At 70.1% G+C, this 25,394-nt stretch carries 20 protein-coding genes; 14 read left to right on the top strand and 6 right to left on the bottom strand.

Annotated elements, in window-relative coordinates:
• Positions 1-417: 417 nt before the first annotated feature.
• Complete coding sequence (locus AB0C62_RS09645) at positions 418-1,260, bottom strand: hypothetical protein (RefSeq protein ID WP_362971266.1); 843 nt, start codon at positions 1,258-1,260, stop codon at positions 418-420.
• A 108-nt stretch (positions 1,261-1,368) separates the two neighbouring features.
• Positions 1,369-2,586 (bottom strand): glycosyltransferase family 4 protein, encoded by a 1,218-nt coding sequence (locus AB0C62_RS09640; RefSeq protein WP_352202762.1) that lies wholly within the window; start codon positions 2,584-2,586, stop codon positions 1,369-1,371.
• 451 nt (positions 2,587-3,037) lie between these two features.
• On the opposite strand from AB0C62_RS09640, the gene AB0C62_RS09635 reads away from it, so the two are divergent.
• The 5 genes from AB0C62_RS09635 to AB0C62_RS09615 are packed head-to-tail and all read left to right on the top strand — an operon-like array spanning position 3,038 to position 7,025.
• Positions 3,038-3,700, top strand: coding sequence for a DedA family protein (locus tag AB0C62_RS09635; protein WP_355999984.1), 663 nt, complete (start codon positions 3,038-3,040; stop codon positions 3,698-3,700).
• Complete coding sequence (locus AB0C62_RS09630) at positions 3,697-4,302, top strand: phosphatase PAP2 family protein (RefSeq protein ID WP_362971264.1); 606 nt, start codon at positions 3,697-3,699, stop codon at positions 4,300-4,302. The genes AB0C62_RS09635 and AB0C62_RS09630 overlap by 4 nt, the downstream gene beginning before the upstream one ends.
• Positions 4,299-5,030, top strand: coding sequence for a phosphatase PAP2 family protein (locus tag AB0C62_RS09625; RefSeq protein WP_352202760.1), 732 nt, complete (start codon positions 4,299-4,301; stop codon positions 5,028-5,030). The genes AB0C62_RS09630 and AB0C62_RS09625 overlap by 4 nt, the downstream gene beginning before the upstream one ends.
• A complete protein-coding gene (locus tag AB0C62_RS09620) occupies positions 4,984-5,646 on the top strand; it encodes a response regulator transcription factor (protein ID WP_362971262.1) in 663 nt (220 codons plus the stop codon). The genes AB0C62_RS09625 and AB0C62_RS09620 overlap by 47 nt, the downstream gene beginning before the upstream one ends.
• Positions 5,647-5,666: 20 nt before the next feature.
• Positions 5,667-7,025, top strand: coding sequence for a HAMP domain-containing sensor histidine kinase (locus AB0C62_RS09615; protein ID WP_362971260.1), 1,359 nt, complete (start codon positions 5,667-5,669; stop codon positions 7,023-7,025).
• 39 nt (positions 7,026-7,064) lie between these two features.
• Here AB0C62_RS09615 and AB0C62_RS09610 read toward each other — a convergent pair whose 3' ends face one another.
• A complete protein-coding gene (locus AB0C62_RS09610; protein WP_266852648.1) occupies positions 7,065-8,537 on the bottom strand; it encodes an MFS transporter in 1,473 nt (490 codons plus the stop codon).
• A 156-nt stretch (positions 8,538-8,693) separates the two neighbouring features.
• On the opposite strand from AB0C62_RS09610, the gene AB0C62_RS09605 reads away from it, so the two are divergent.
• Positions 8,694-9,341, top strand: a complete 648-nt coding sequence (locus tag AB0C62_RS09605) for a TetR family transcriptional regulator (RefSeq protein WP_362971511.1) — start codon at positions 8,694-8,696, stop codon at positions 9,339-9,341.
• Between the two features lie 135 nt (positions 9,342-9,476).
• On the opposite strand, the gene AB0C62_RS09600 is transcribed toward AB0C62_RS09605, so the two are convergent.
• Positions 9,477-10,553, bottom strand: coding sequence for a HoxN/HupN/NixA family nickel/cobalt transporter (locus tag AB0C62_RS09600; protein ID WP_362971258.1), 1,077 nt, complete (start codon positions 10,551-10,553; stop codon positions 9,477-9,479).
• Between the two features lie 135 nt (positions 10,554-10,688).
• Positions 10,689-11,537 (bottom strand): LysR family transcriptional regulator, encoded by an 849-nt coding sequence (locus AB0C62_RS09595; protein WP_362971256.1) that lies wholly within the window; start codon positions 11,535-11,537, stop codon positions 10,689-10,691.
• 103 nt (positions 11,538-11,640) lie between these two features.
• On the opposite strand from AB0C62_RS09595, the gene AB0C62_RS09590 reads away from it, so the two are divergent.
• Positions 11,641-12,384, top strand: coding sequence for an SDR family oxidoreductase (locus AB0C62_RS09590; protein WP_362971254.1), 744 nt, complete (start codon positions 11,641-11,643; stop codon positions 12,382-12,384).
• A 61-nt stretch (positions 12,385-12,445) separates the two neighbouring features.
• Here AB0C62_RS09590 and AB0C62_RS09585 read toward each other — a convergent pair whose 3' ends face one another.
• Complete coding sequence (locus AB0C62_RS09585; RefSeq protein WP_327410830.1) at positions 12,446-12,979, bottom strand: MarR family winged helix-turn-helix transcriptional regulator; 534 nt, start codon at positions 12,977-12,979, stop codon at positions 12,446-12,448.
• Positions 12,980-13,225: 246 nt separating this feature from the next.
• Between AB0C62_RS09585 and AB0C62_RS09580 the strand changes: the two genes are divergently transcribed.
• The 7 genes from AB0C62_RS09580 (at position 13,226) to AB0C62_RS09550 (ending at position 25,335) form a co-directional block, all read left to right on the top strand.
• Positions 13,226-14,749: an MFS transporter gene (locus AB0C62_RS09580; protein WP_164369828.1), complete on the top strand. Its 1,524-nt coding sequence runs from the start codon at positions 13,226-13,228 to the stop codon at positions 14,747-14,749.
• A gap of 257 nt (positions 14,750-15,006) precedes the next feature.
• Positions 15,007-16,011, top strand: a complete 1,005-nt coding sequence (locus tag AB0C62_RS09575) for a LacI family DNA-binding transcriptional regulator (protein ID WP_362971252.1) — start codon at positions 15,007-15,009, stop codon at positions 16,009-16,011.
• Between the two features lie 303 nt (positions 16,012-16,314).
• On the top strand, positions 16,315-17,649 hold the full coding sequence (locus tag AB0C62_RS09570) for an ABC transporter substrate-binding protein (RefSeq protein ID WP_362971251.1): 1,335 nt from the start codon (positions 16,315-16,317) through the stop codon (positions 17,647-17,649).
• Between the two features lie 7 nt (positions 17,650-17,656).
• Positions 17,657-18,616: a sugar ABC transporter permease gene (locus AB0C62_RS09565; RefSeq protein WP_266852659.1), complete on the top strand. Its 960-nt coding sequence runs from the start codon at positions 17,657-17,659 to the stop codon at positions 18,614-18,616.
• The gene (locus AB0C62_RS09560; RefSeq protein WP_164369824.1) at positions 18,613-19,470 is read left to right on the top strand and encodes a carbohydrate ABC transporter permease; all 858 of its coding nucleotides are present in this window, start codon (positions 18,613-18,615) and stop codon (positions 19,468-19,470) included. Before AB0C62_RS09565 ends, AB0C62_RS09560 begins: the two co-directional genes overlap by 4 nt.
• A 58-nt stretch (positions 19,471-19,528) precedes the next feature.
• Positions 19,529-22,336 (top strand): alpha-mannosidase, encoded by a 2,808-nt coding sequence (locus tag AB0C62_RS09555; protein ID WP_362971249.1) that lies wholly within the window; start codon positions 19,529-19,531, stop codon positions 22,334-22,336.
• A complete protein-coding gene (locus AB0C62_RS09550; protein ID WP_362971247.1) occupies positions 22,333-25,335 on the top strand; it encodes a glycoside hydrolase family 2 TIM barrel-domain containing protein in 3,003 nt (1,000 codons plus the stop codon). The genes AB0C62_RS09555 and AB0C62_RS09550 overlap by 4 nt, the downstream gene beginning before the upstream one ends.
• Positions 25,336-25,394 lie beyond the last annotated feature (59 nt).

The following is a 25,394-nucleotide window of genomic DNA, read 5'->3' as shown; positions in this document are numbered from 1 at the left end:
GAAGGCCTCCTCTTCGTCTTCCAGTGGCGGCAGCTCGACCGTGTACTGCGGCTGAAGGAAGAGATTCTGGTGCTGTGGTGCGGTCGATGAGCCGGGTGAGATCCGCGTCGGCTGGGCGGGAGCGGAGCCGGGTGAGACAGAGGTCATGCACAACCGTCCGGAGTTGAGGGTCGCGCGGATCCGGGGCTGAGATGACGACCAGCGAAAAGCGGTACAGGCCTGCCCCGTGTGCGCGGTTCCATTAGACCGCATCGAGCGCCACCGAGCGTCCCCGCAGGTCCCCGGCAGCGCGAGGAGAGGGATCCGTAAGCGCCGGCAGGCCCGCGCCGACCGCCCCCGGGACCGCTGGCGTGGCAACAGAACGCGGCGCGCCCCGTTGCCACGCCGGCGCGGGTTCCGGCTGGTGTGCCGCTCCGGTCAGCCGGCTCGACGGGCGACGGCACCGTCCCGCGCCTCCAGCACGTCCTTCCGCGTCACCGCGAGGTAGACGACCATGCCGAGGATGACGGCGAGGAACAGCACACTGGTCACCACCGTGCCGAGGCCGAGGCCTCCGTCGCCGGTCGGCTGCGAGAGGTAGTCGCCCATCGAGGCGCCGAGCGGCCGGGTCAGCACGTACGCGATCCAGAAGCTCCAGACCGCGTTCAGGCCCAGCGTGAAGTGAGCGAGTGCCACGGCGGCGATGGCCAGGGCGAACAGGACGGCGGAGAGCCGGTATCCGAGGTTCATGCGCTCGGCCACGAGGTCGCCTGCCGCCGTTCCCAGGGCGAAGGTGAACAGGACCGCGAGCCAGTAGAAGGCCTCACGGCCGGTGGTGTCGATGCTGTGGATCGACAGCGTTCCCTCGCGCCGGTGCCAGACGACGAAGACGACGGCGAGGGCCAGCGCGAACACCGTGGTGCTGGTCTCCAACGGGACGCCCATGTTGTCGGTGAGGTTGTCGCTGATGAGCGTGCCGACGACGCTGATGAGGGCCACGGCGAGCCAGTACACGCCGGCGCTGTAGGCCTTCGTACGGAACTGGACCACCAGGACGACCGCCAGCAACGCGCTCATCAGGAGGGACACGCCGGTGAGGCCCAGGCCGGCCTTCTCGTTGAGCAGGTCGGCCGCGGTCTCGCCGACTGTCGTGCACAGCACCTTGATGATCCAGAAGTACGCGGTGACTTCGGGCACCTTGTTCCAGCGCAGCCGGGGTGCCCGCCGGGTGGCGCCCGCGCCCCGCTCGGCCTCTGGTGTCTCGGAGATTTCGTAGGTCATGGAGCCGACGGTGTCAGCGGACACCTGAACGCATCCTGACCGCTTGGTGGCATCTACCGATGCCGCACTGGCCGTACCGGCTCGCTGCGCGGCGCCTCGTCCACCGTCTCAGCGACGGAGTCCGCGCAGGGCCCGGCCAGCACGTGCCCGCCACGCGGCCCGCCCACGCTGCCAGGCACGCGCCCGACGCGTGGCGGCCAGGCCGGTGAAGAGCTCGTCGTAGGTGAGCGACAGTGCTGCGGGGTCGAAGCGGCGGGCGGAGGCCAGGGCCGCTTCACCCATGCGGCGTCGGTTCGCCGGGTCGGCGATCAGGTCGAGCAGGGCGGCCGCGAGGGCGTGCTCGTCGTTCATGGGGACCAGCAGCCCGTCGACCCCGTCCTTGATGATCTCAGCGGGGCCGAGCGGGCAGTCGGTGGCGACCACCGGTACTCCGCAGCGCATCGCCTCGACGATGGTCATGCCGAACGACTCGGCGTCCGAGGCGCTGGCGACGATGGACGCCTGAGTGAAGGCCGTCTCGATCGGGGAGACGACGCCCATCAGCGTCGCGCGGCCGCCCAGGTCCTGGTCGTCGATCAGCCGTTGCAGCCGTTCCCGGTCGGCGCCGGTACCGTACAGGCGCAGGCTCCAGTCCGGGTGCTTGGCGGCGACCGTGGAGAACGCCTCGATGAGCAGGTCGAACCGCTTGGCACGCACCAGTCGGCCGGCCGCGGCGATGACCTTGGCGGTGCCGTCCACGGGCGCGACGTCGGGTTCGGGCACGCCGTTGGGTATGGCGAGGATCCGCACACCGGGCAGACGCATCCTCGCCCGGTAGACCGTCGCATCGGCCTCGGTCGTGGTGACCACCGCGTCCAGGGCGCGGTAGTGGCGCGCCAGTTGGGCTCGCAGCTTCTTGTTGTGCGTGTCGTGGGTGAGGTGTTCCTGGGCGATCCGCAGCGCGCGGGGTGAACCGAAGCGGGAGAGGTACACGTTGATTCCGGGGCGGGTGCCGATGACGACGTCCGCGTCGCAGTCGCGCAGGTACTCCTCGGCCCGGCGGTCGGTGAGGCGGCTGTACTGCTTGTACCGCCCTTCGGCGGCGGGAAAGACCTCCGCGGGCTGCCGGTGCAGCGGATCGGTCGCGTCGGCCGCCTCCGCGCGGATGTCGACCAGGGGCACGACGGTCACCCGGGGGTCGACCGCGAACCGGGGGCGCGCGCGGTGCCGCAGCAGGGAGACGACGGTCACTTCATGCCGGTCGGCCAGGGCGCCGGCGAGGTTGAGGGTGGTGCGGATCGTTCCGCCGATCCCGTAGACGTTGTGGATCAGGAACGTGATCTTCATAGGGGTTCTTTCTGGGCTCCACGAGGTCGGCGGCGACGGCCGGACACTCCTGATCCTGCGGAAGGGAGAGGCGGCCGTCCGAGGACGACCGCGGTCTTCCGACCTTGTCAGCGCCCGCCTGAACGCTGCCTGAACGCCCGACCGCTCTCGGGGCGGCCCACATCCGGGACGTACGGCGTTACATCTCCCTGCCCACAGGTCTTACGAGTCCCTGCCCGCAGGTCTTACGAGCTGTTCCACAAGAAGGCGGCGAGCCGGATCGTCGGCCGGTCACCGCCCGTCCGGCCTGCGGCCGTGAACACCTCGCGATGTCACCCCAGGCACCGCGGCGCGGGGAACTTCCCACCCCTCACCATCGTCTACAGTTCAGTAGACCGTCTACGGAACTGTAGTCGTACGCCGGTGTCGCCCCTCCCGCCGGGCGGCCAACGGAAACGAAGGGCTCCCGAACATGATCACGGACCTGGCCTCCCAGCTGGCCGTCAACGTGCTCGACGCGAAATCCCTGCTCGCCGCGTTCGGCGTGATCGGAGTCGGCGTGGTCCTGTTCGCCGAGACCGGGCTGCTGATCGGGTTCTTCCTGCCCGGCGACTCCCTGCTGTTCACCGCGGGCCTGCTGTGCACCGGCAGCGCGGACCGCAGCCTGCAGCTCTCCCTCGGTCCGCTGCTCGTCGCGGCGGCGATCGGGGCACTGGCGGGTTCCCAATGCGGATACGTCCTGGGCAGAAGGGCGGGGGGTGCCCTCCTTGAGCGCAGTCGCTCGACACGTCTCCACGAGGGGGCGAGCCGGGCACAGGAACTGCTCGAGCGGTACGGCTACGCGAAGGCGATCATGCTGGCCCGCTTCGTCCCGGTGGTCCGCACGGTGCTGAACCCGATGGCCGGCGCGCTGGGAGTACCGGTGCGGACCTTCACCCTCTGGCAGATGGTCGGCGGACTCGTCTGGAGCATGGGGCTGGTCCTGGCGGGCTACGCGTTGGGCTCCTCCGTACCGAACGTGGACCGCTATCTGCTGCCCATCGTCGCGGTGATCGTGATCGTGTCGCTGACCCCGCTCGCGTCCGAGGTGTACCGCTCCCGCCGTGCCTCCAAGACCCGGGAGTCCAACGGATGATCCTGGCTCTCGGCGGCTCCTCGATCGACGGCTCCGCCTACACCGACGTGGTGGACCTGGCCCGCGAGTCTCCCTCGTGGCTCGACAGCGCCGTGTCCGCCTGGTCGACGTACGGCCTCGCGCTGTTCGCCCTCCTCATAGCCGTCGGATGGTGGGGAGCCCGGCGCGTGAGCCCCGCCGCGGCGGTGCGCGCGCTGGCCGTGCCGCTCGTCGTCGTCCTCGCCTTCGGGATCGACATGGTGGTGAAGTCACTGGTGCGGGAGGACCGCCCCTGCCGGAAGCTGAGGGTGAGCACGCTGGAGGCGTGCCCCGCGCACGGCGACTGGTCCTTCCCCAGCAACCACGCCGCGATCGCCGCAGCGGCGGCCGTAGCCCTTCTCTTCGTCGGCCGCCGACTCGGCGCCCTCGCCGTGGCGGCCGCCTGCGCGATGGCCGCCGCGCGGGTCTGGGTCGGTGTCCACTACCCGCACGACGCGGTGGCCGGCCTGCTGGTGGGGTCACTGGTGGCACTCCTCGCCATGTACGCGCTGCGGCGGCTGCCCGAGTCCCTGGCGCCGCGCATCACGGCCACCCGGCTGCGACCGCTGGTGGTGGCGTCATGAAGCGCGGCGATGTGGCCGAGGTCGCCGGAGGCTGCGGCCTGGGCGCCTGGGTCGCTCTCGGCGTCCTGACCATGGTCGTCGTGGGGCATGACGGCATGCCCCTGTTGTGGGACAGCGGCCTGCTCACCTGGTCCGTCCACCACCGGCCCGACGTGGTCGTGGCGCTCGCCCGCGGGATCACCGACACGGGAACCGGCATCGTTCCCTACGCGCTGGCCGTACTGGCGGGGGTGGTCGCGGGACGCGGCAGACGCCAGCGACTGGTGGCCGTCTCGATCTGCGTGGCCTTCCTGGGGATCGGGCAGGCCCTGCGTTACGGGTTGATGGCGATCGTCGCGCGGCCCCGGCCGCCGAGTCCGGTCTGGGAGACACATGCCTCGGGGTGGGCGTTCCCGTCCGGTCACACCACCACGGCCGCCCTCACGGCAGGGCTGCTCGTCGTCGCCGTGTGCGTGCGCCGGCCTCCCGGCAGAGTCGTCCTCGCCGTGGTCATCGGCGTCTGGGGTGTCCTGGTCGGACTCACGCGGATCTACCTGGGAGTCCACTGGTTCACCGATGTCGTCGGCGGATGGTTGTTCGCCCTGGGATGGCTGGGCCTGTGCCTGGGCGCGACGGCCCGGTGGCTCCCCCCTCGGCTGACCCCCGGTCCGACCGTCACAGAGACACCGCGGAGGGAGGGCCATGCGTCACACGATCCTGATCGTGGAGGACGATCACGCCCTGCGTGACGTCCTGGTGCGCGGACTGCGCGAGGAGGACTTCGACACGATCCCCGCGCCGGACGGCGCCACCGCCCTGCGGCTGGCGACGGACGCCGTCGCCGCCGCTGTCCTCGACGTCGGTCTGCCCGACGCCGACGGGCGGGACGTCTGCCAGGCGATGCGCGCCAACGGATTCGGCTCACCCGTCATCTTCCTGACCGCACGTCACCGGCTTCCCGACCGGCTGGCCGGATTCTCCGCCGGAGGCGACGACTATCTGCCGAAGCCGTTCCACCTCACGGAGCTGGCGGCCCGGCTGCGCGCGGTCATCAAGCGGACCGCCCCGTCGGCGCCGGCCACCACGGGCGACCTGATGCTGGACGCGGTCCGGCACGTGGTGAGCGTCCGGGGTGTCCGGGTCGAACTGACGCCGACCGAGTTCCGCATCCTGGCCGCGCTGATCGCCGCTTCCGGCGGCATCGTGCGACGTCGTGAGCTCGTCCGGGCGGCCTGGCCCGAGGGCGCCCAGGTGCACGACAACACACTCGACCAGTACCTGACGAGGCTCCGTCGCAAGCTGCGTGCGGCGGGCAGCGACCGGACGATCGGCACGGCCCGCGGCGTCGGGCATCACCTGTCATGAGTCGGGCGAACCACCCGCCGATGCGCGCCGCACGCGACCTGCTGCGCTTCCTGACACCCCGGACGCTGCGGGGCCGGCTGTCCCTGGTGGCGCTCACGACGGCCGCCGTGCTGATGGCGGTCCTCACGCTGGCCTTCAACGCCGTGGCCCAGCAACGGCTTCAGCACCAGGCGGACGACGAGCTGCGCACGCGCGCGGCGGCTGTCGCCACGACGATCGACACCACGGGCACGACCGTGGGGGTCGTGGAGTCGTCCCACGACAACCTGCTGGACACGAACGTGTGGATCTACGCGGGTCCCCGTCTGCTGGAGGCACCGCCGGGCACCGCGAGCCCACTGACGCACGTCGCCGACCGACTGGCGGCACACCCGGGTCGGGTCTGCGTCACGACCACGTCCCACCAACCGTTCCGGCTGTGCGCGCTCCCGGTGGCCGGGGGACACAGCGAGGCGACGGTGATCGCCGCTCTGGACCTCTCCCCGTACCGGAGTTCGGCCGACACGCTGCTCCTCGGATCGCTCGCTCTGGACGCCGTCATGCTCGCCTCGACCTACGCGCTCACGCGGCTGGCCGTCGGGCGGGCGCTCCGCCCGGTCCGCGCGATGACCGACCAGGCCGCCCAGTGGAGTGCCGTGGCCTCGGCGGAACGCTTCGGCAGCAAGGGGCATCCCGTCGAACTCACGCGCCTCGGCACGTCGTTGGACTCCCTGCTCGACCGGATCCGTACCCTCCTGCGTCACGAACAGCAGCTCACCGGGGAGCTGTCGCACGAACTCCGCACCCCGCTGAGCCGCATCATCGCCGAACTCGACTGGTGGCAGAGCCGCCCACGTACCGCCGATCAGACCCGCGCCACCCATCAGGTCATCACCGATGCCGCCGTCTCCATGCGCACGATCTGCGACACGCTCCTGGACGACGCCCGCGACGGCTCCCCCGGCACTCCGGGTACGGCCGAATCCCTCACCGCCCTGCGTCGACTGGCCGAGACCTCCTGCCCGCCGGCGCACTTGACGATCGTTGTCGACGGGTCGTGCCCGACGATCGGCGTCGCACCCGCACTCCTCGAACGCATCGTCAGCCCGCTCCTCGCCAACGCGTGCCGCTACGCCCGAGCCAGCGTCACCGTCCGGGTGCACGACACGTCCGACGGCGTACGGATCGAGGTCACCGACGACGGACCGGGCGTGCCGCCCCCGTTCATGCCCCACCTCTTCGAACCCGGCCGCCGGGCCGACCCCGGCGACGGGCACAGCGGCGCGGGTCTGGGACTGCCCCTGGCCAGGCGTCTCGCCCGTTCCGCCGACGGAGATCTGAGATTCGACCACCGGCACACCGCCGGGGCCAGATTCGTCGTGTGTCTGCCCGCGGGATGACCCCGGCACTCCGTCGCCCCCGCGCCGGACTCTCCGCCGTCAGGCGGCTTCCTCGACAGGTGCTTCCTCGACGGTGCGGGAGTCGGTGAGGCTCAGAGCGCCGGTGGCCGCGATCAGTCCGACGACGACCGCGAGGACGGCATAGGTGATCCGTTCGCCGTGGAAGAAGGACGCGACGAGGTCGCCGCTCCAGGTTCCGGCGGGGAGCTGGGTGGTGACCAGCGCTGCGATCAGGGTGCCGACGACGGCGGTGCCGACGCTGGAGCCGACCTCCTGTGCGGTGTCGTTCAGGGCGGCGCCGATGGAGGTGCGGTTGCTCGGCATCGCATCGACGAGCGCGACCGCGCAGATCGTCATCACGGTGCGCAGGCCCACGGTCATGAGCACCATGCAGACGGCGATGGCCGCGTACCCGTGGTCGACCCCCCAGGAGAGTCCCGCCAGCGAACCGGCCAGACAGGCCGCCCCCACCAGGCACGCGATGCGGTGGCCGAACCGGCGCCCGAGCCATTCGGACAGCGGAGTCGCGACGAGCATGGTCACGATGATCGGCAGGTTGGCCAGGCCGGCCCGTACCGGGCTCCAGCCGTAGGCGTACTGGAAGTGGAGGATCAGTCCGAACATCACGCTGGCCATCGCGATGGACGTACCGATCTGCGCGATGGTGGCGCCGCGGACGGTGCCGTTCGTGAAGAGCTTCAGGTCCAGCATGGGTGCGGCGCTGCGCCGCTCGTGGAGGATGAACGCCGTCGCCGCCACCACGGCGCCCGCGATCGACGCGAGGGTGATCGAGGAGAGCCAGCCGTGCTCGACACCGCTGGTCAGCGAGTAGCAGGCGAGCCCGATGGCGCTGACGCTCAGGACGGCGCCCGGCACGTCGAGCGCGTCCTTGGTGAGGTCCTCCGGTCGGTCGGCCGGGACGCCGAGCCGCACGCCGATGCAGGCGATCAGCGCGATCGGGGCGTTGACGACCAGCAGCCACTCCCACCGCACATGGGCCAGCGCGGTGCCGCCGAGCAGCGGCCCGAGAACGAAGCCGGACATGCCGACGACGATCATCACCGTCATGGCGCGCATCCGCAGGGCCTTGTCGTCGAACAGGCGGAAGACCAGCGAGTTCGTGATCGGGGCCATGGCCGCGGCGGCGATGCCGAGTGCGGCGCGCAGGGCGATGAGCTCGCCCGCCGTGGTGACCAGGACGACGCACAGGCTCAGCGAACCGAACACGGCGAGTCCTATGAGCAGCACCCGACGGCGGCCCAGCCGGTCGGCCATCGACCCGGCCGTGAGCAGCAGGCCGCCGAAGGTCAGCGAGTACGCGCCGGTGACCCACTGCAGCGCGGTCGTGCCGCTGCCGAGGTCGCGACCGATCGTGGGCAGCGCGATCGACAAGAGCGTGTTGTCGACCATCTCGACGAAGAACGCCAAGCAGAGGGCGGCCAGCGGAATCCACGCCGCGCGGAGGGAGGGGTAGGTGGTGCGTGAGGGTTTTTGCAACGTGGCGGTGGTCATGACGGTCCTCTCGATCGAACGTCGTTCGGCTATCGAACAACGTACGATGCGCTACGATAGAACAACGTTCGATACGACGCAAGACACGACGAGAGGGAAGCCATGGCACGCCTGCAGGACCGCTCCGGTGCGGGACGTCGACGGGCCTCGCACTCGATGGAGTCCGTGCTCACCGAGGCGGTGGCCCTGCTCGACGAGGCCGGCGCCTCGGCTCTGACGTTCCGGGCGCTCGCACAGCGGCTCGGCGGCGGCGTCGCCAGCATCTACTGGTACGTCGCGAGCAAGGACGAACTGCTCGACCTCGCGACCGACCACGTGATGGGCTCGGTGCTGGCCGACGTGGAGAAACTCCCGAGCGGCGACGACCCGATCGACGACCTTCGTGCCATGGCCCTGACGCTCTTCGACGCGATCATGGACCGGCCCTGGCTGGGCGCGTATTTCATGCGCAACACCAACGTCCAGAGCAACTCGCTGCGCCTCTACGAGCGGCTCGGCCGGCAGACCCTTCGGCTGGATCTCAGTGCGCACCAGCGGTTTCACGCCGTGTCCGCGATCGTGGGGGTCGTCGTCGGCTCCGCCGTCGACATGGGGCAGGAGCCGCCCCAGGAGATCCTCGACGGCGCGGTGGACCGCGACGAGTTCCTCGGCCGCTATGCCGCGGCCTGGCGCGAGCTCGACCCCGAGGACTTCCCCTTCGTGCGCGAGATCGTCGACGAGTTCGACGGCCACGACGACGTCGACCAGTTCCGCTCCGCACTGGAGCTGACCTTGACGGGCCTCCGCATTCAGGCCGGAGCCTGAGACCTCGGCGCGATCGCGCCGAAGGCACGGCGGGTTCGTCCCGGGCGGGTGCGGCAGGTCGCGCCGGGCAGTGCGGCGGGTTCATCCCGTCGGCCCGGCGGGGGTGGTGTGTGGAAATGTACGGGCGAAGGCGCCCTACTCGACGCGCTGCTCGGCCGGTTGTACCAGCCCCTCCGTCCACTTTTCCTCGATCCGGCCGAGCTTCCACACCAGCAGCGCGACGATCCAGGTGGCGAAGAACAGACCGACGACGACGTAGCCGATGATGTTGAGGTCGAGGCCGGAGATCCAGTCCCAGAAGAAGCCGTGCAGACCGGCCTTCTCGGCGACCAGTCCGAGCAGTTCGACGGTCCCGATGATGAGGGCGACGGCGACGGACAGGCCCGTGACGGTGAGGTTGTAGTAGACCTTGCGGACGGGCTTGGAGAACGCCCAGCCGTAGGCGAAGTTCATGAACGATCCGTCGATCGTGTCCAGCAGCGCCATCCCCGCCGCGAACAGGACGGGCAGGCAGAGGATCGCGTACCAGGGCAGCCCTGAGGCCGCTCCCGATCCGGCGAGGACCAACAGGGCGATCTCGGTCGCCGTGTCGAAGCCGAGCCCGAAGAGCAGGCCCAGCGGGTACATCTGCCAGGGCTTGGTGATCGACTTCATCAGGCGGCCCAGGATGCGGTTCATGAAGCCGCGGTTGTCGAGCTGCTCCTCCAGCGCCGCCTCGTCGTAATGGCCGGAGCGCATCGCGCGGAACACTTTCCAGATCCCCGCCATGATCAGCAGGTTGATGATCGCGATGACGTAGAGGAAGACCCCCGAGACGGTGGTGCCGACCCAGCCGGTGATGCTGTGCAACTCGGAGTCGTCGTTCTCCACCGGTCCCGCCAGCGCCTTGACGCCGAGGGAGAGCAGGAAGGCCAGCGCGAAGACGATGCTGGAGTGGCCGAGGGAGAACCAGAACCCGACGGACAGCGGGCGCTGTCCCTCGTTCATCAGCTTCCGGGTGGTGTTGTCGATCGCGGCGATGTGGTCGGCGTCGAAGGCGTGCCGCATCCCCAGGGTGTAGGCGGTGATGCCGATACCGATGCCGAACGTCTTAGTGCCCAGGCTGTAGTGCTCGGGCGCCACGACCGCGACCAGCGTGAACCAGCCGATGACGTGCAGCGCGACGACGAACGCGGCCATCCCGCCGAGACGGGCCCACTCCTTGCGGGTCATCGAGGTACGCAGGCGGTGCCATCTCGATCGATCGTTCGCAGCCACACCATCCAGCTTGCTGCAATTAGCTCGCAAGTACTACTTGAGTGCAGTAAAGCTGAGGTCAGATGTCGACCATGGTCGTGACTCCATCGCTCACAGCGCGACCGCGGCCCGGACCAACCCCGCGACGGCCGACGAACGGCTGTGCGGGGGCCAGGCGATCACCGTGGTGACCTCAGGGGCGTCGGGGACCGGCACGGCGGTGAGATCCTCGCCGAGGCTGGCGCATGCCGACTCCGGGACGATCGCGCAGGCCCGGCCGAGGGCGATGAGCTGAGTGAGCTGCGTGTGGTCGCGCACCTGTGGGCCGGGGCCGTCCGCGAAGGCTCCGTCGGGTCGTGGCCAGCGCGGCAGGGGCAGACCGGAGAGGCCGGTGATCTCGTCGATCCGCAGGTGAGGGCGGGTGCTGAGGGGATGGCCCGCCGGAAGGATCACGATCTGGCGCTCCGTGTGCAGATCCTCGGTGTCGAATCCGGCCGTGTCGTCGAACGGCCGGTGCAGGAGGGCCACATCGGCCCGGCCGTCGTGCAGGACGCGCGCCTGCTCCCCCGGCCCGCACAGCATCACGTCGACGCGAACCGCGTCGGGTTCGGCCGCGTAGGCGTCGAGGATCTTCGCCAGGAGCTCGCCGGAGGCGCCCGCCTTCGCGGCGAGAACGACGGAGGGGCTGCCGGTCGAAGCGAGGGCGGCCCGCCGCGTTCGACGCTCGGCGGCCTCGACGGCGTCCAGCGCCGCTCCCGCCTCCTGGAGAAGCACCGTCCCCGCGGCGGTCAGGGCGACACCCCGGCTGTCGCGGTCGAGGAGCGTGGCGCCCAGTCTCCGTTCGAGCCGGGCGATGGCCCTGCTCAGCGGAGGTTGGGCGATGCCGAGTCGCTGCGCGGCCCTGCCGAAGTGCAGTTCTTCGGCGACCGCGACGAAGTACCGCAGTTCACGCGTCTCCATCGGGCCAGCCTAGCCCGGTCCGCCTGGGACGATACCCGGGCGGTATCGACGGACACCCGATCGGTCTTGGACAGGTGTCAGGGGCGGGCGAAGCATGGATGCCATGAGTGAAACGAACACCGCCCACCGTCCGCAGGTCGCGCTGGTGACCGGAGCCAACAAGGGGATCGGGTACGAGATCGCAGCGGGGCTCGGTGCCCTGGGCTGGACCGTCGGGGTCGGCGCCCGGGACGAGGAGCGGCGCGAGGCCGCCGTGGAGAAGCTGCGCGCGGCCGGAGTCGACGCGTTCGGCGTTCCGCTGGACGTGACCGACGACGCGAGTGTGACCGCCGCGGCCCGGCTCGTGGAGGAACAGGCCGGGCGGCTCGACGCGCTCGTCAACAACGCGGGGATCACCGGTGGCGGACCGCAGGACCCCACCACGGTCGATGTCGACCGGGTGCGAGCCGCCGTCGAGACCAACGTGATCGGCGTCATCCGCGTGACGAACGCCCTGCTGCCGCTGCTCCGCCGCTCGCCGTCACCCCGGATCGTCAACGTCTCCAGCAGCGTCGGCTCCCTCACGCTCCAGACGACCCCTGGCGCCGAGGTCGGCCCCGTAGCCGTCGCGTACTCACCGTCCAAGACGTTCCTGAACGCCGTCACGGTGCAGTACGCCAAGGAACTGGCCGACACGAACATCCTCATCAACGCCGTCTGCCCCGGCTACACGGCGACCGATCTCAACGCCTTCCAGGGCGTGCGTACACCGCAGCAGGGGGCCGCCTCCGCGATCCGCCTCGCGACCGTGCCGGACGGCGGACCGACGGGTCACTTCTTCGACGACGAGGGCGAAGTGCCCTGGTAGTGACAGCGATAGCGGTTCCCCGAGCGGCCGGATCGACGTCGTAGTGCGGCGACCGGTCGGGTCAGGTTCCGGATGATTCGCCGGCGGCCGCGGCGCAGTGTGCCTGGTCCGTCGGCCCGGCGGCGCGCAGCGGGCGGCCGCCGTGCGGAGCGGCGTGCGCGCGGTGGAGGACGCGCAGCGCGTCGGTCAGTGCCTGCGCCGCGTCGGGCTCCAGCGGAGCGAGATAGGCCGCCTCGGCCTCGGCGCGTGCCAGTTCCGCGTCCCGCAGACAGGTGACTCCGGCGTCCGTGAGCGTCACCACGTTGCGGCGGCGGTCCCGCGCGCTGCGATGGCGTTCCACCAGTCCGCGGCCTTCGAGTTCGTCGATGACGGCCACCATCGTGGTCCGGTCCATGCCGATCGCCGAGGCCAACTCGTTCTGCGAGCGTTCGGCGCCGTCCGCCCCGATCACCGACAGCACGCCCAACTCGCGGGGCAGCACCCCGTACGGCTCCAGCGCCTCGGCCATGAGGGCCGCGAGTTCGAGGTAGGCGTGCTTGACCAGGTACCCCAGCCGCAGCGTGAGGAGGTCGGACAGTTCGGCGTCGTCCGTCATACGAGGTAGCGTATCCTGCTTCTGATAATCAGCGATGCTGACTATCGGTGGTGCTGCGCACTGGCAGCCGCCACGCATACGCTTCACGACCTGCGCGGACGAGGCGACGGGGGAACCGATGCTTCCTTCGTCGCGCCCTCCGTCACCGTCCCACCGCGTGTTCCGGCCCCCTTGCGCCGGAACACGCTCCTCCGTCCCGCGCCGCCTTCGCGGCGCATGCCTCACCAAGGAAGCGACGTCCTCGACATGAGTGACTCCATACCCGCCGGCGCCACCCGGACGGCACCGGGCTCGCCCGCCTCCGCCTCGGCCGAGACGGCCGATCCCCGCCGCTGGTGGGGCCTGGTCGTCATCGCCCTGGCCCAGCTCATGGTGGTCCTCGACGCGACCATCGTGAACATCGCGCTGCCGTCCGCCCAGAAGGCCCTCGACATGTCGGACGGCAACCGTCAGTGGGTCATCACGGCCTACACCCTCGCCTTCGGCGGTCTGCTGCTGCTCGGCGGCCGGGTCGCCGACCTCGTCGGCCGCAAGCGCACGTTCATCGTCGGCCTGATCGGCTTCGCCGCCGCGTCCGCCGTCGGCGGCGCCGCGACCGGCTCCGCGATGCTCTTCGGAGCCCGGGCCGCGCAGGGCGTCTTCGGCGCCCTTCTCGCCCCGTCGGCACTGTCGTTGATGACGACGACCTTCACCGACCCGCGCGAGCGCGGCAAGGCGTTCGGCATCTACGGCGCGCTGGCCGGCGCGGGCGGCGCCGTGGGCCTCCTGCTCGGCGGCATCCTCACCTCGTACCTGAACTGGCGCTGGTGCCTGTACGTCAACATCCCGATCGCCATCGTCGCCGTCATCGGCGCGGTCATCCTGCTGCACGACCGACCCGGCCACAAGGACGTGCGGCTCGACGTGCCCGGCGTGATCCTCGGCTGCGGCGGCCTCATCGCCATCGTGTACGGCTTCTCCGAGGCCGAGCCGCGCGGCTGGGGCGACTCGATGGTCATCACGCTGCTCGTCGGCGGAGTACTGCTGCTCGCCCTGTTCGTCCTGTGGCAGTCCCGCGCCAAGTCGCCGCTGCTCCCGCTGCGGATCCTGCGCGACCGCAACCGGGCCGGCTGCTTCCTGACCATGGGCTTCGCCACGATCGGCATGTTCGGCCTGTTCCTGTTCATGACCTATTACCTGCAGGGCATCCTCGGGTACTCCCCCGTCAGGACCGGTCTGGCGTTCCTGCCGATGTCCGCCGCGATCATCATCGGCTCGACGCAGATCTCCGCCCGGCTGCTGTCCCGCGTCCCGGCCCGCGCCCTCATGGTCCCGGGCATGTTCCTGGCCGCCTGCGGTCTGCTCATCCTGACCCAGCTCGGCGTCGACTCGTCGTACGCGACGCATGTGCTGCCCGCCGAGCTCATCATGGGTCTGGGCATGGGGCTCACGTTCATGCCCGTCTTCTCCACGGCGACGCAGGGTATTCGCCCGCAGGACGCCGGTGTCACCTCGGCCATGGTCAACACCTCGCAGCAGGTGGGCGGTTCGCTGGGCACGGCCCTGCTCAACACCATCGCCACCTCGGCCACGTCGACGTACATCGGCAGCCACCTCACCGACCCGTCCCGCAAGGCGCAGGTCGTGGCCGCGGGTGTGGTCCACGGCTACACCCACGCCATCTGGTACGCGGTCGGCGCGATGGTCCTCGCCGGGTGCTCCGCGGCCTTCCTGGTGAACGCCAAGCCCGTCGCCCATGGTGACGCCGCGACGCCGAACGCCGCGCACTGACACCGAGACACCGAGCCGGACGGCTCCGGTCCCGTCACGAGGCGCCGGCAGGGGAACTCCCCGGCCGGCGCCTCCGGCACAGTTCCGACGGGTGCCTCCGCACTGGCGGTGACCCCCGTGACGCGCCGATCCGGCGAACCGTCCGCGATCGACCGCCCGCCCACGGGGCCGCCTCGTCCGCCCGCTGCATGCCGTCGCCCCCTACGTGCATACTCAGGCTGCGCGCACCGGTGTTCGCAAGAAGCAGGAGGTAGGCGATGGTGTCGAAATCGGGGACGGAGCCGCGGAGGGTCACGATCAATGACGTCGCCAGGTCCGCCGGAGTGTCCCGGCAGACCGTGTCGCGGGCTCTCAACGACAAGGACGAGATCGACGGCGACACCAAACAGCGTGTGCTGGACGCCGCTCACGCGCTGGGATACCGGCCGAGCCGGTTCGCCCGGGGTCTGGTGCGCCAGGACACCATGACCATCGGGCTGGTCATCCCGGATCTGCTCAACCCCTTCTTCACCGAGGTCGCGGCCTCCGCGCTGGAGGCCGCCCGGTCGCGTGGCTGGCATGTCGTCGTGTACGACACCGCCGACCGCGCGGAGGAGGAACGGGGCACGCTCCAGGTGATCAGTTCGCAGGTCGACGCGGTCATCGGCTACTTCAGCTGTCCCGACAGCGAACTGGAGGCGTTCACCCGCGGCATGCCGGTGGTGCTCATCGGCCGGGAGAGCGGGTCCTCGCGGTTCACGTCGATCCGGATCGAGGGGCAGGACGGGGTCCACGCCGCGATCGCCCACCTGGCGGCGAAGGGCCACACGCGGATCGGCATGCTCGACCACCACACCCGGGCCGAACCGAGCATCCGCCACGCGTGGTTCACGTCGGCCGCGAGGGCGCACGGGATCGAGGCCGGGATGGTGGTCGGCGCGGACCAGACGGCCGACGGCGGCGGCAAGGCCCTCAGGGAGCTGCTCGGGGCCCATCCCGACGTCACGGCCGTCTTCACGTTCAACGACATCATCGCGATCGGTGCGCTCCGGGAGGCCCGGCGTCTCGGCAAGAACGTTCCGCGGGATCTGGCGGTCATCGGCTTCGACGGCCTGCAGCTCGGGGCACTTCTGGAGCCGCCGCTCACGAGCGTCGCCCTCGACACGCGGCAACTCGGCGCGCTCGCCGTCGAGCAGGTCGCCCGGCTGTTGTCGGAACCGCGCACACAGGTGGCCGACGACCTGATCGTGCGTGCCGAACTGCGTTTGAGCGGGTCGGCGTAACCCGCCGGAAACGCGTCCGCATCGTATGTCTTGACGTGGAAGCGCGCCGGAGCGCAGACTTCCGACCACTCCGCATTGCATCGCGCGGGGTATCTCCAGGCCTTCCCGTGAGCGCTCCCGTGAGCGTTCACGGGATCGCTCACAAGCATCCATAGTCAGCTCTTTCGACCACGTCGCCTCGGCAACTCGGCGCTTGCACCGGCACCTTCGCGACGAATGCCTTCCGCCCCCAGGGTGTTCAGCCCGAGGGTTCCGCATCGAGCCGTCTAGCACCGTCGCTAGCCGTTGTCTGGAACGGAAAATATGAGCAGCACACGCACGCGCATCCGCCTTGCCGTCGTCGCCGCGACCGCCGGCTCCGTCGTCCTCGCCGGATGCTCTTCGTCCGGCCCGTCCGCCGAGTCGTCCGCGAAGTCCTGCGAGCCCGCGAAGGGCAAGGTGACACTCCAGTACTGGAACACGGTTCCCGGTATGGACCAGGTCGTCGCCCTGTGGAACAAGCAGAACCCGGACATCCACGTCGAGACGAAGAACATCTCCAACGACCAGTACGGCACCCTCGGCAACGCCCTCAAGGCGGGCAAGGCGCCGGACCTCGCCCAGGTCGGCTACGACCAGCTGCCCAACCTGCGGACGCAGAACGCCTTCGTGGACGCGTCGGCCTGCTCGGCCGCGATCGCCGCCAAGTCCAAGTTCGTCCCGTGGACCTGGTCGCAGTCCAGCTTCGGGGGCACCGGCGTCTTCGCCCTCCCGCAGGACACCGGTCCGATGGCGCTCTACGTACGCAGCGACCTCTTCAAGAAGCACGGCATCGACATACCGAAGACCTGGGACGCCTACGCGGCCGCCGCCGAGAAGCTGCACAAGGCCGATCCCGACCTCGACATCACGTTCTTCGACCCCAACAACGCCGAGTGGTTCAACGGGCTCGTCTGGCAGAACAAGGCCAAGATGTACAGCTACTCCGGCGACAAGTGGCACGTCACCGTCGCGTCGCAGCAGAGCCGGCAGGTCGCCGACTACTGGCAGAAGCTGATCGCCGCCAAGCTCGTGCGCACCGACCTCGCCAACGGTTCGACGCAGATGTACGCCGCGTACCAGAAGGACCAGATCGCCAGTTACGTGGGCGCCGCCTGGGGTTACAGCATGTTCCGCGACAACCTGCCCAAGCAGGCCGGGAAGTGGAGCATCGTCCCGATGCCGACCTGGGGTGCCGACGGCGCGTCCGGCGACTGGGGCGGCTCGACCGTCGCGTTCATGAAGGGCGGCAAGCACCTCTACGAGTCCGCCAAGTTCAACACGTGGCTCACCACCGACCCCGAGGCCCTGGCGCTGGAGAACAAGCTGGGCGGCCTGTACCCGGCGGCGAAGGCCGGGCTTCAACTGCCCGCCCTGTCCAAGGGTGTTCCTTACTACAACAACGAGAAGATCTTCGACGTCTTCGCGGACTCGTCCCGGAAGATCGACACCAGCTTCGCGTGGGGCCCCACCCAGAAGACGGTGAACCTGGCGCTCCAGGACGCGATGGCCAAGGCGGCGGCCGGTGACGGCACCCTCGCCGACGCGCTCTCCGCCGCCCAGGCGTCCGCGCTGAAGTCGATGAAGGACCAGGCGATCCCGGTCACGGCAGGCGAGTGAACACGGCATGACCGACCTCGCGACCCGCGCACGCCCGACGCGTGAGGTGCCGTCCACCGGGGGCCGCCGCCGTCGCCTTCCCCAAGGCGGCGGCCCCCGGGCGGGCACCATCACCGCGTTCCTGATCCCCTTCTTCCTCCCGTTCGTGCTGTTCTACCTGGTGCCGGTCGGCTACGCGCTCTGGCAGAGCTTCCGGGCCGTGCACCGCACCGGAGGCCAGTACGGCACCTCCTACACGACGTTCGGCGGGTTCGAGCAGTACCAGAAGGTGTTCGAGAACACCGAGTTCTGGTCGAGCATCGGACGCATCGGGCTCTTCGGCATCGTGCAGGTGCCGGTCATGCTGCTCGTCGCCCTCGTGATGGCACTGCTGCTCGACACTCCCCTGCTGAAGTTCAAGTCCGTCTTCCGCATCACCGCGTTCATGCCGTACGCGGTGCCCGGCGTGATCGCCGCGATCATGTGGTCGTACCTCTACTCACCCCAACTCAGCCCCGTCGTCGACCTGTTCGACAGCCTCGGGCTGCACCCCGACTTCCTCGGTCCGGGCGCGGTCCTCTGGTCGGCGGCGAACGTCTCCACCTGGCTGTGGACCGGCTACAACATGCTCATCATGTACTCGTCCCTGCAGGCGATCCCACGGGAGCTGTACGAGGCCGCCAAGCTCGACGGAGCCGGCAACTGGGCCATCGCGTGGCAGATCAAGGTGCCCATCATCGCGCCGTCGATCGTCCTGACCACGGTGTTCTCGATCATCGGAACGCTTCAGCTGTACGCGGAGCCGGCCGTGCTCCGGCAGATCTCCTCCAACATCTCGAGCACGTTCACACCGAACATGCTCGCGTACGCGGTGGCGTCGGGGAACAACTACCAGCAGGCCGCCGCGATCTCCGTGGTCATCGCCGTCATCACCTTCGTCCTGAGCTTCGGATTCATGCGACTGACCTCGAAGAGGGCCGGCCTGTGAGCAACGCGTCCACACACCGTGAAAGCCGCGTCAGCCGCTCGGCGGCCATGGCCCTGATGCTCCTGCTCGCGGTCTACTTCCTGCTCCCGATCTACTTCCTGATCGTCGCGGCCACCAAGCCGCAGGGCGACCTCGCCTCCACCAACGGGCTGGCGTTCTCGCACTTCAACCTGGTCGACAACCTGCGGGTCCTGTTCACCCGCAGCGACGGCATCTTCGGGCGGTGGGCGGTCAACACCGTCATCTACGCGGTGCTGGGCGCGGCCGTGGGCACGCTCATCTCCGCGCTCTGCGGATACGCCCTGGCCAAGTTCCGCTTCCGTGGGCGGGAGTTCCTCTTCTCCGTCGTCCTCGGCGGTGTCCTCGTACCCACCACCGCGCTGGCGCTGCCGCTGTTCCTGCTGTTCTCGGCGACGGGGATCGTCAACACCTACCTCGCGGTGTTCCTGCCCAGCATCGTCAGCCCGTTCGGCGTCTACCTGGCCCGCATCTTCGCCACGGCCGCCGTGCCCCAGGAACTGATCGAGTCGGCACGCCTGGACGGCGCGGGTGAGTTCCGCACGTTCTTCTCCGTGTCGTTCAAGCTGATGACGCCCGCGCTGGTGACCATCTTCCTGTTCCAGTTCGTGGCCATCTGGAACAACTTCTTCCTGCCGATGGTGATGCTGCAGAAGGAGTCCCTGTTCCCGATCACGCTCGGCCTGTACCAGTGGAACGGTCAGACCGCTCGGGCCCCGCTGCTGCAGCAGTCCGTCATCACCGGCTCGCTGGTGTCGATCGTGCCGGTGATCGTCGTGTTCATCCTCCTCCAGCGGTTCTGGCGCACCGGTCTGGCAGCCGGTTCGCTCAAGTGACCGCAGCCACGTCCTCCCGCCTCCGCACATCCGGCCCGTACAGAAGGTTCTCGCCGTCATGAGCAACTCCGCCGTCTTCGTGCCCCACTTCCACTGGGACCGGGAATGGTACGAGCCGTTCCAGGTGTTCCGGCACCGGCTGGTCGCCGCCCTCGACAGCGTCCTGGAGACGGCCGAGGCGAACCCCGACTTCCGGTTCACCGTCGACGGGCAGATGGCCGCGGTCGAGGACTACCTGGAGATGCGGCCGGAGAACCGCGACCGGGTGGCGGCCCTGGTCGGCGAGGGACGGCTGGCCGTCGGACCGTGGCTCATCCTGCTCGACGAGTTCCTCTGCTCGGGCGAGACCATCGTCCGCAACCTGCAGATGGGGTGGGCCGCCGCCGCGGACCTGGGGGGCGCGATGGCCGTCGGCTATCTGCCGGACATGTTCGGCCACGTCGCCCAGATGCCGCAGATCCTCGCGCGCGCCGGCATCGCGCACGCGGCGCTGTGGCGCGGCGTGCCCGGTTCCGTCGACGGCCACGCCTTCCGCTGGCGCGCCCCCGACGGCTCCGAGGTGCGCACCGAGTTCCTCTTCGACGGCTACGACAACGGGCTCGACGTCCTGCTGGTGCCCGACCGGATCGGCCGCGCGCTGAACGACTACGCGGAGATGACGGCCGGCCGCTGGGGCGACGACCCGGTGCTGGCGATGGCGGGCACCGACCACAACGCGCCCGACCCGCAGCTCGCGGCGTGGCTGCGGCAGGCGTCCGGCGAGGGGCGTCCCATCACCGTCGCGACGCTGGACGAGTACCTCCGCGAGCATGTGCGGGACGAGGTGCCGGCCGTCGTCACCGGCGAGTTGCGCAGCCATGTGCGCGGCAACATCCTCCCGGGTGTCCTCTCGGTCCGCCTCGGACTGAAGCAGCGGATGGCTGTCGCCGAGCGCACGGTCGACCACGCGGAACGCATGAACGCCCTGTGGTCCCGGCACGACGACTCGGCGTTCCTCACTCTCGCGTGGCACAAGATCATCGAGTCGAGCGCACACGACTCGGTCGTGGGCTCCGGCACCGACGAGACGTGCGACCAGGTCGCCGCGCGTCTGGCGGAGGCCGCGCAGACCGCGCGCGCCGTCCGAGACGCGGCACTCGCAGAACCCGCCGCCCTGGTGCCGAGCGACGGCCATCTGGTCGCCAACCCGATCCCGTTCGAACGCACGGCGCTGGTCGAGGTGAACGTCGTCGCGCCGCCCGAGGGGACGACCCCGGTCGCCGCTTTCGCCGACGGCTCGGAGCACCCGGTGCAGCTGATCTCGGCGGCACCGACGGTTCTCAGCGACGAGCGCATGGACGCCGCACAGGTCGAGCGCGTGCTGCGCCGCATCCACCGGCGTGAACTGTTCGGCCGGCTCATCGACCACTACGACCTCAACCCCGGCTCGCTGGTCTTCCATCTCGCGGAGGTCCCCTCCGGCGGGCCGTTCGACCTGCTGATCCTGCGCAAGGAGGTCGCCGCCGCCGCTGCCGCCCATCCGGGTGAGTGGCGGGTGCTGACATTGGAGGAGGCCCGCGCCACCGCACTCGTTCCCGTCAGGGTGCCGGCCTCCGGGCTGACCTCCTTCCGCGTCGAGCCCCGCGAGGACCGCCCCGCCGCGCCGGACTCCTGCGCGACCTCGGCCGACGCGAACACGCCCCCACCGGCTGCGTACACACCCGCGACCGCGACGGGCCGCACCCTGTCCAACGGCCTGGTCACGGTCACCGTCGCCACCGACGGCACGCTGGACGTCACCGGCCCCGACGGCACCCTGCTGAGCGGGGTCGGCCGCCTCGTCGACGGCGGTGACCGCGGCGACAGCTACAACTACGCTCCCCCGGCGCACGACGTCCTCGTGCAGGACCCGACGCAGATCACCGTCGACCTCGTCGAGGACGGTCCGCTGCGCTCACGGCTGCGGGTCACCCGCGTCTACGCGTGGCCCGCAGCGCTCTCCGACGACCGTGACCTGCGCGACGAGCGGACCCTGCCGACACCGGTGGAGATGCTCGTCGAGGTACGCACCGGCGAACCGTTCGTGCGTCTCTCCACCGCGTTCCTGAACCGGTCCGCGGACCATCGGCTGCGCCTCCACGTACCCCTGCCAGAACCGGCGACCACCTCCTCTTCCGCCGGCCAGTTCGCCGTCACCGAGCGCGGGCTCACCGCCGAGGGCGGCTGGGGCGAGCACCCGCTGCCGACCTTCCCCGCCAGTACGTTCGTCTCCGCGGGCCCGGCCAGTGTCCTCCTCGACCACTCCAGCGAGTACGAACTCGTCGACGGCGGATCCGAACTCGCCCTCACCCTGCTGCGCGCGATCGGCTCGATCAGCGTCAACATCCACCCTCTGCGGGACGAGCCCGCCGCGAGCGAGATCCCCGCACCGGGTGCCCAGGACCTCGGCATGCGGATCGAGAACCGCTTCGCCGTCGTCCCGTCGGCCACCGGCTGGCGCGGGGCCCACGCGGTGGCTCTCGCGGAGGAGTTCCGCAACGACGTGCTCGTCACCCGTGGAACCGCACCCGCGACCGGTCAACTGCCCTCCGAGGTAACCGGATTGGGCGTCGACGGCCAGGACGTCCTGGTGTCCGGTCTCCGCCGTGTCACGGACGACGTCTCCGGGGCCGGGATCGAGGTGCGCCTGGCCGCGATGCGCGACACCTCGTCCACCGTCCGTGTGACGGGGGCGTTCTCCGAGGCCACCACCGTGGACCTGCTCGGCCGACCGCTCTCGCACACGCAGGCCGCGAACGTACTCGAACTCGCCCTCGGCCCCTGGGAGATCCGCACGGTCGTCCTCCGCCAGAGGCCGTCGCGCCCCCTCGTAGCCCTGTCGCAATGACATCAAGAAAGAGTCGTGACCTCTTGTCCACCGAGCTCTCCCCCCATGTCTCCGACGTCACCCCGGGGCGCGGCGCGCTGCGTCCGGCGCGCTCGTGGCTCCACTCCGACGCACCCTCGCTCTCCTTGAACGGGCCCTGGCGGTTCCGCCTCTCGCCGACGGCGTCCGGACCGGAGGCCTTCGCGGTGGACGGCTTCGACGACCAGGGCTGGGACAGCATCCCCGTGCCCTCCCATTGGGTGATGGAGGGTGACGGGGCCTACGGCCGGCCGATCTACACGAACATTCAGTTCCCCTTCCCGATCGATCCGCCGTACGTGCCGGACGAGAACCCGACGGGCGATTACCGGCGGCACTTCGACCTGCCCGCCGACTGGTCGGACGCCGAGCGCGTGCTGCTGCGCTTCGACGGTGTCGAGTCGCTGTTCCGGGTGTGGGTGAACGGCGTCGAGGTCGGCGGCGCGAGTGGCAGCCGGCTCGCCCACGAGTTCGACGTGACCTCAGCGGTCCACACGGGCGACAACACCGTCGCGGTGCGCGTGCACCAGTGGTCGGCGGCCAGCTATGTCGAGGACCAGGACCAGTGGTGGCTGCCGGGCATCTTCCGCGACGTCACGCTCCTCGCCCGGCCCGTCGGCGGCATCGAGGACGTCTGGCTGCGGACCGGATACGAGGACGGTCACGGACGGATCGAGGCGGAGATCACCGCAGACGCGTCCGCCTTCCCGGTCACCCTGCGCATACCCGAACTCGGCGTCGAGCACGTCTGGACCGCACCGGGCGAGGTCGCCCCGCTCGACGTCCCCGAAGTGCGGCCCTGGTCGGCCGAAGAGCCCCTCCTGTACGAGGCCACCGTGTCCACGGCCGCGGAGACCGTCGCGCTGCGGGTGGGATTCCGCACCGTCGAGATCCGTGGCGACCTGTTCCTGGTCAACGGCCGCCGCGTCGTCTTCCACGGAGTGAACCGCCACGAGGCGCATCCCGAGCGTGGCCGGGTCTTCGACGAGGAGCACGCGCGGGAGGACCTGGCCCGCATGAAGCGGTTCAACGTCAACGCCATCCGCACCAGCCACTACCCGCCGCATCCCCGACTGCTCGACCTCGCGGACGAACTCGGCTTCTGGGTGGTCCTCGAATGCGACCTGGAAACGCACGGCTTCGACCAGGTCGACTGGGCCGGCAACCCGAGTGACGACCCGGCGTGGCGCGAGGTCTACCTGGACCGCATCCGGCGCACGGTCGAACGGGACAAGAACCACCCGGGCATCGTGATCTGGTCGCTGGGCAACGAGGCGGGTACCGGGGGGAACCTGGCCGCCATGTCGGCATGGGTCCATGCCCGCGACGCAGGCCGCCCGGTGCACTACGAAGGGGACTACACCGGCGAGTACACCGACATCTACTCCCGCATGTACGCCTCGGTGCCGGAGGCCGAGCAGATCGGAGCCGACGGAGCCCGGTCCCCACTGCTGAACTGCACTCCCGCGCAGAGCGCCCGGCAGCGCACCAAGCCGTTCCTGCTGTGCGAGTACGCGCACGCGATGGGCAACGGACCGGGTGCGTTCGACCAGTACGAGGCACTCGTGCGGCGGTATCCGCGGCTGCACGGCGGCTTCGTGTGGGAGTGGCGCGACCACGGCCTCCTCGCCACGGCCCCGGACGGAAGGCCGTACTACGCCTACGGGGGCGACTTCGGCGAAGTCGTGCACGACGGCAACTTCGTCATGGACGGCATGCTGCTGAGCGATGACGTCCCCAGCCCGAGTCTGTTCGAGTTCGCCGCCGTCACGCGGCCCATCGACCTCGTCTTCGACGGCGGAAAGGTCGCGGTCACCAACCTGCGCCACACGGCCGACACGACGGACCTCAGCTTCCGCTGGCGCGTCGAGCACGACGGAGTCCTCGTGGGCTCAGGCGAGTTGGACGTACCCGTCCTCGCCGCGGGCGAGTCCGGATGGGCCACTCTGCCCCCGGTCACCGCCGCAACCGACGCGGAGACATGGCTGACGATCGACGTGGCACTGGCGGCGTCAACACCCTGGGCACCCGCGGGACATGTGGTCGCGACCGCCCAACTGGACTGCACAGCACGTCGCCCCGTGCCCACGGTGCGGCCACAGGCCGAGTGGCAGCCGTGCGACGGGAACCGGTCGCTCGGAAGCGCCGAGTTCAGCGGCGGATCCCTTGTCCGCCTCGGCGACCGTGCCGTGACGGGGCCATGGCTGGAGCTGTTCCGCGCGCCGACCGACAACGACGAGAGCCCGTCCGACGGAGTCGAGGGGAGCGATGACAGCATCGCCGGTACGTCGAACGCCGACCTGTGGCGTCGTGACGGCCTTGACCGTCTGACCGTACGGCGCATCCGCGTGGAGCACACCGCGGATGCCCTGCGCACCCTCGACAAGGTCTCCGCCGCGAACTCCGCGGCGTGGGTGATGGTGGAGTCCATCTGGTCGCTCGAGGACGGCGAACTGGAACTACGCGTCGAGATCGAACCCTCGTGTGGGTGGCGGACGGTGTGGCCCCGGATCGGGATCCGTTTCGAACTGCCCGACGGCGCGGCTCCCGTCGACGGAGCGGAGTGGTTCGGCCTTGGCCCGCTGGAGTCCTATCCCGACAGTCTCCGTGCCGCCCGCACAGGCCGTTTCACGGCCACGATCAGCGACCTCTCGGTCGACTACGCCCGCCCGCAGGAGACCGGCCACCGCTCCGAGCTGCGCCGGCTGACACTGACCAGTGGTGCCACCGAGGTTCTCCGCGTCACGCCCCTCCCCGACACCCGAGGACGCCGCCCCGGCTTCACCCTGAGCCGCCACACCCCGCAGCAGATCGCCCGAGCCGAGCACCCCTTCGAGCTCGCCGACTCCACGACGAGCCACCTCATCATCGACGCGGTCCAACACGGCCTCGGTTCACGAGCATGCGGCCCCGACGTGTGGCCCGAGTTCGCACTCCGCCCCGAGTCCCGCACGATCAGGCTGCGCATCACTGCGGGATAGGGCTCGGCGAGGCTGCGGCTGCGGCTGCGGGCGGTCTCGCCCTGGATGCCCCGACTTCG

The organism is Streptomyces sp. NPDC048643 (assembly GCF_040650615.1).
Classification (GTDB): Bacteria; Actinomycetota; Actinomycetes; order Streptomycetales; family Streptomycetaceae; genus Streptomyces.
This window is presented reverse-complemented; position numbering and strand designations above follow the sequence as displayed.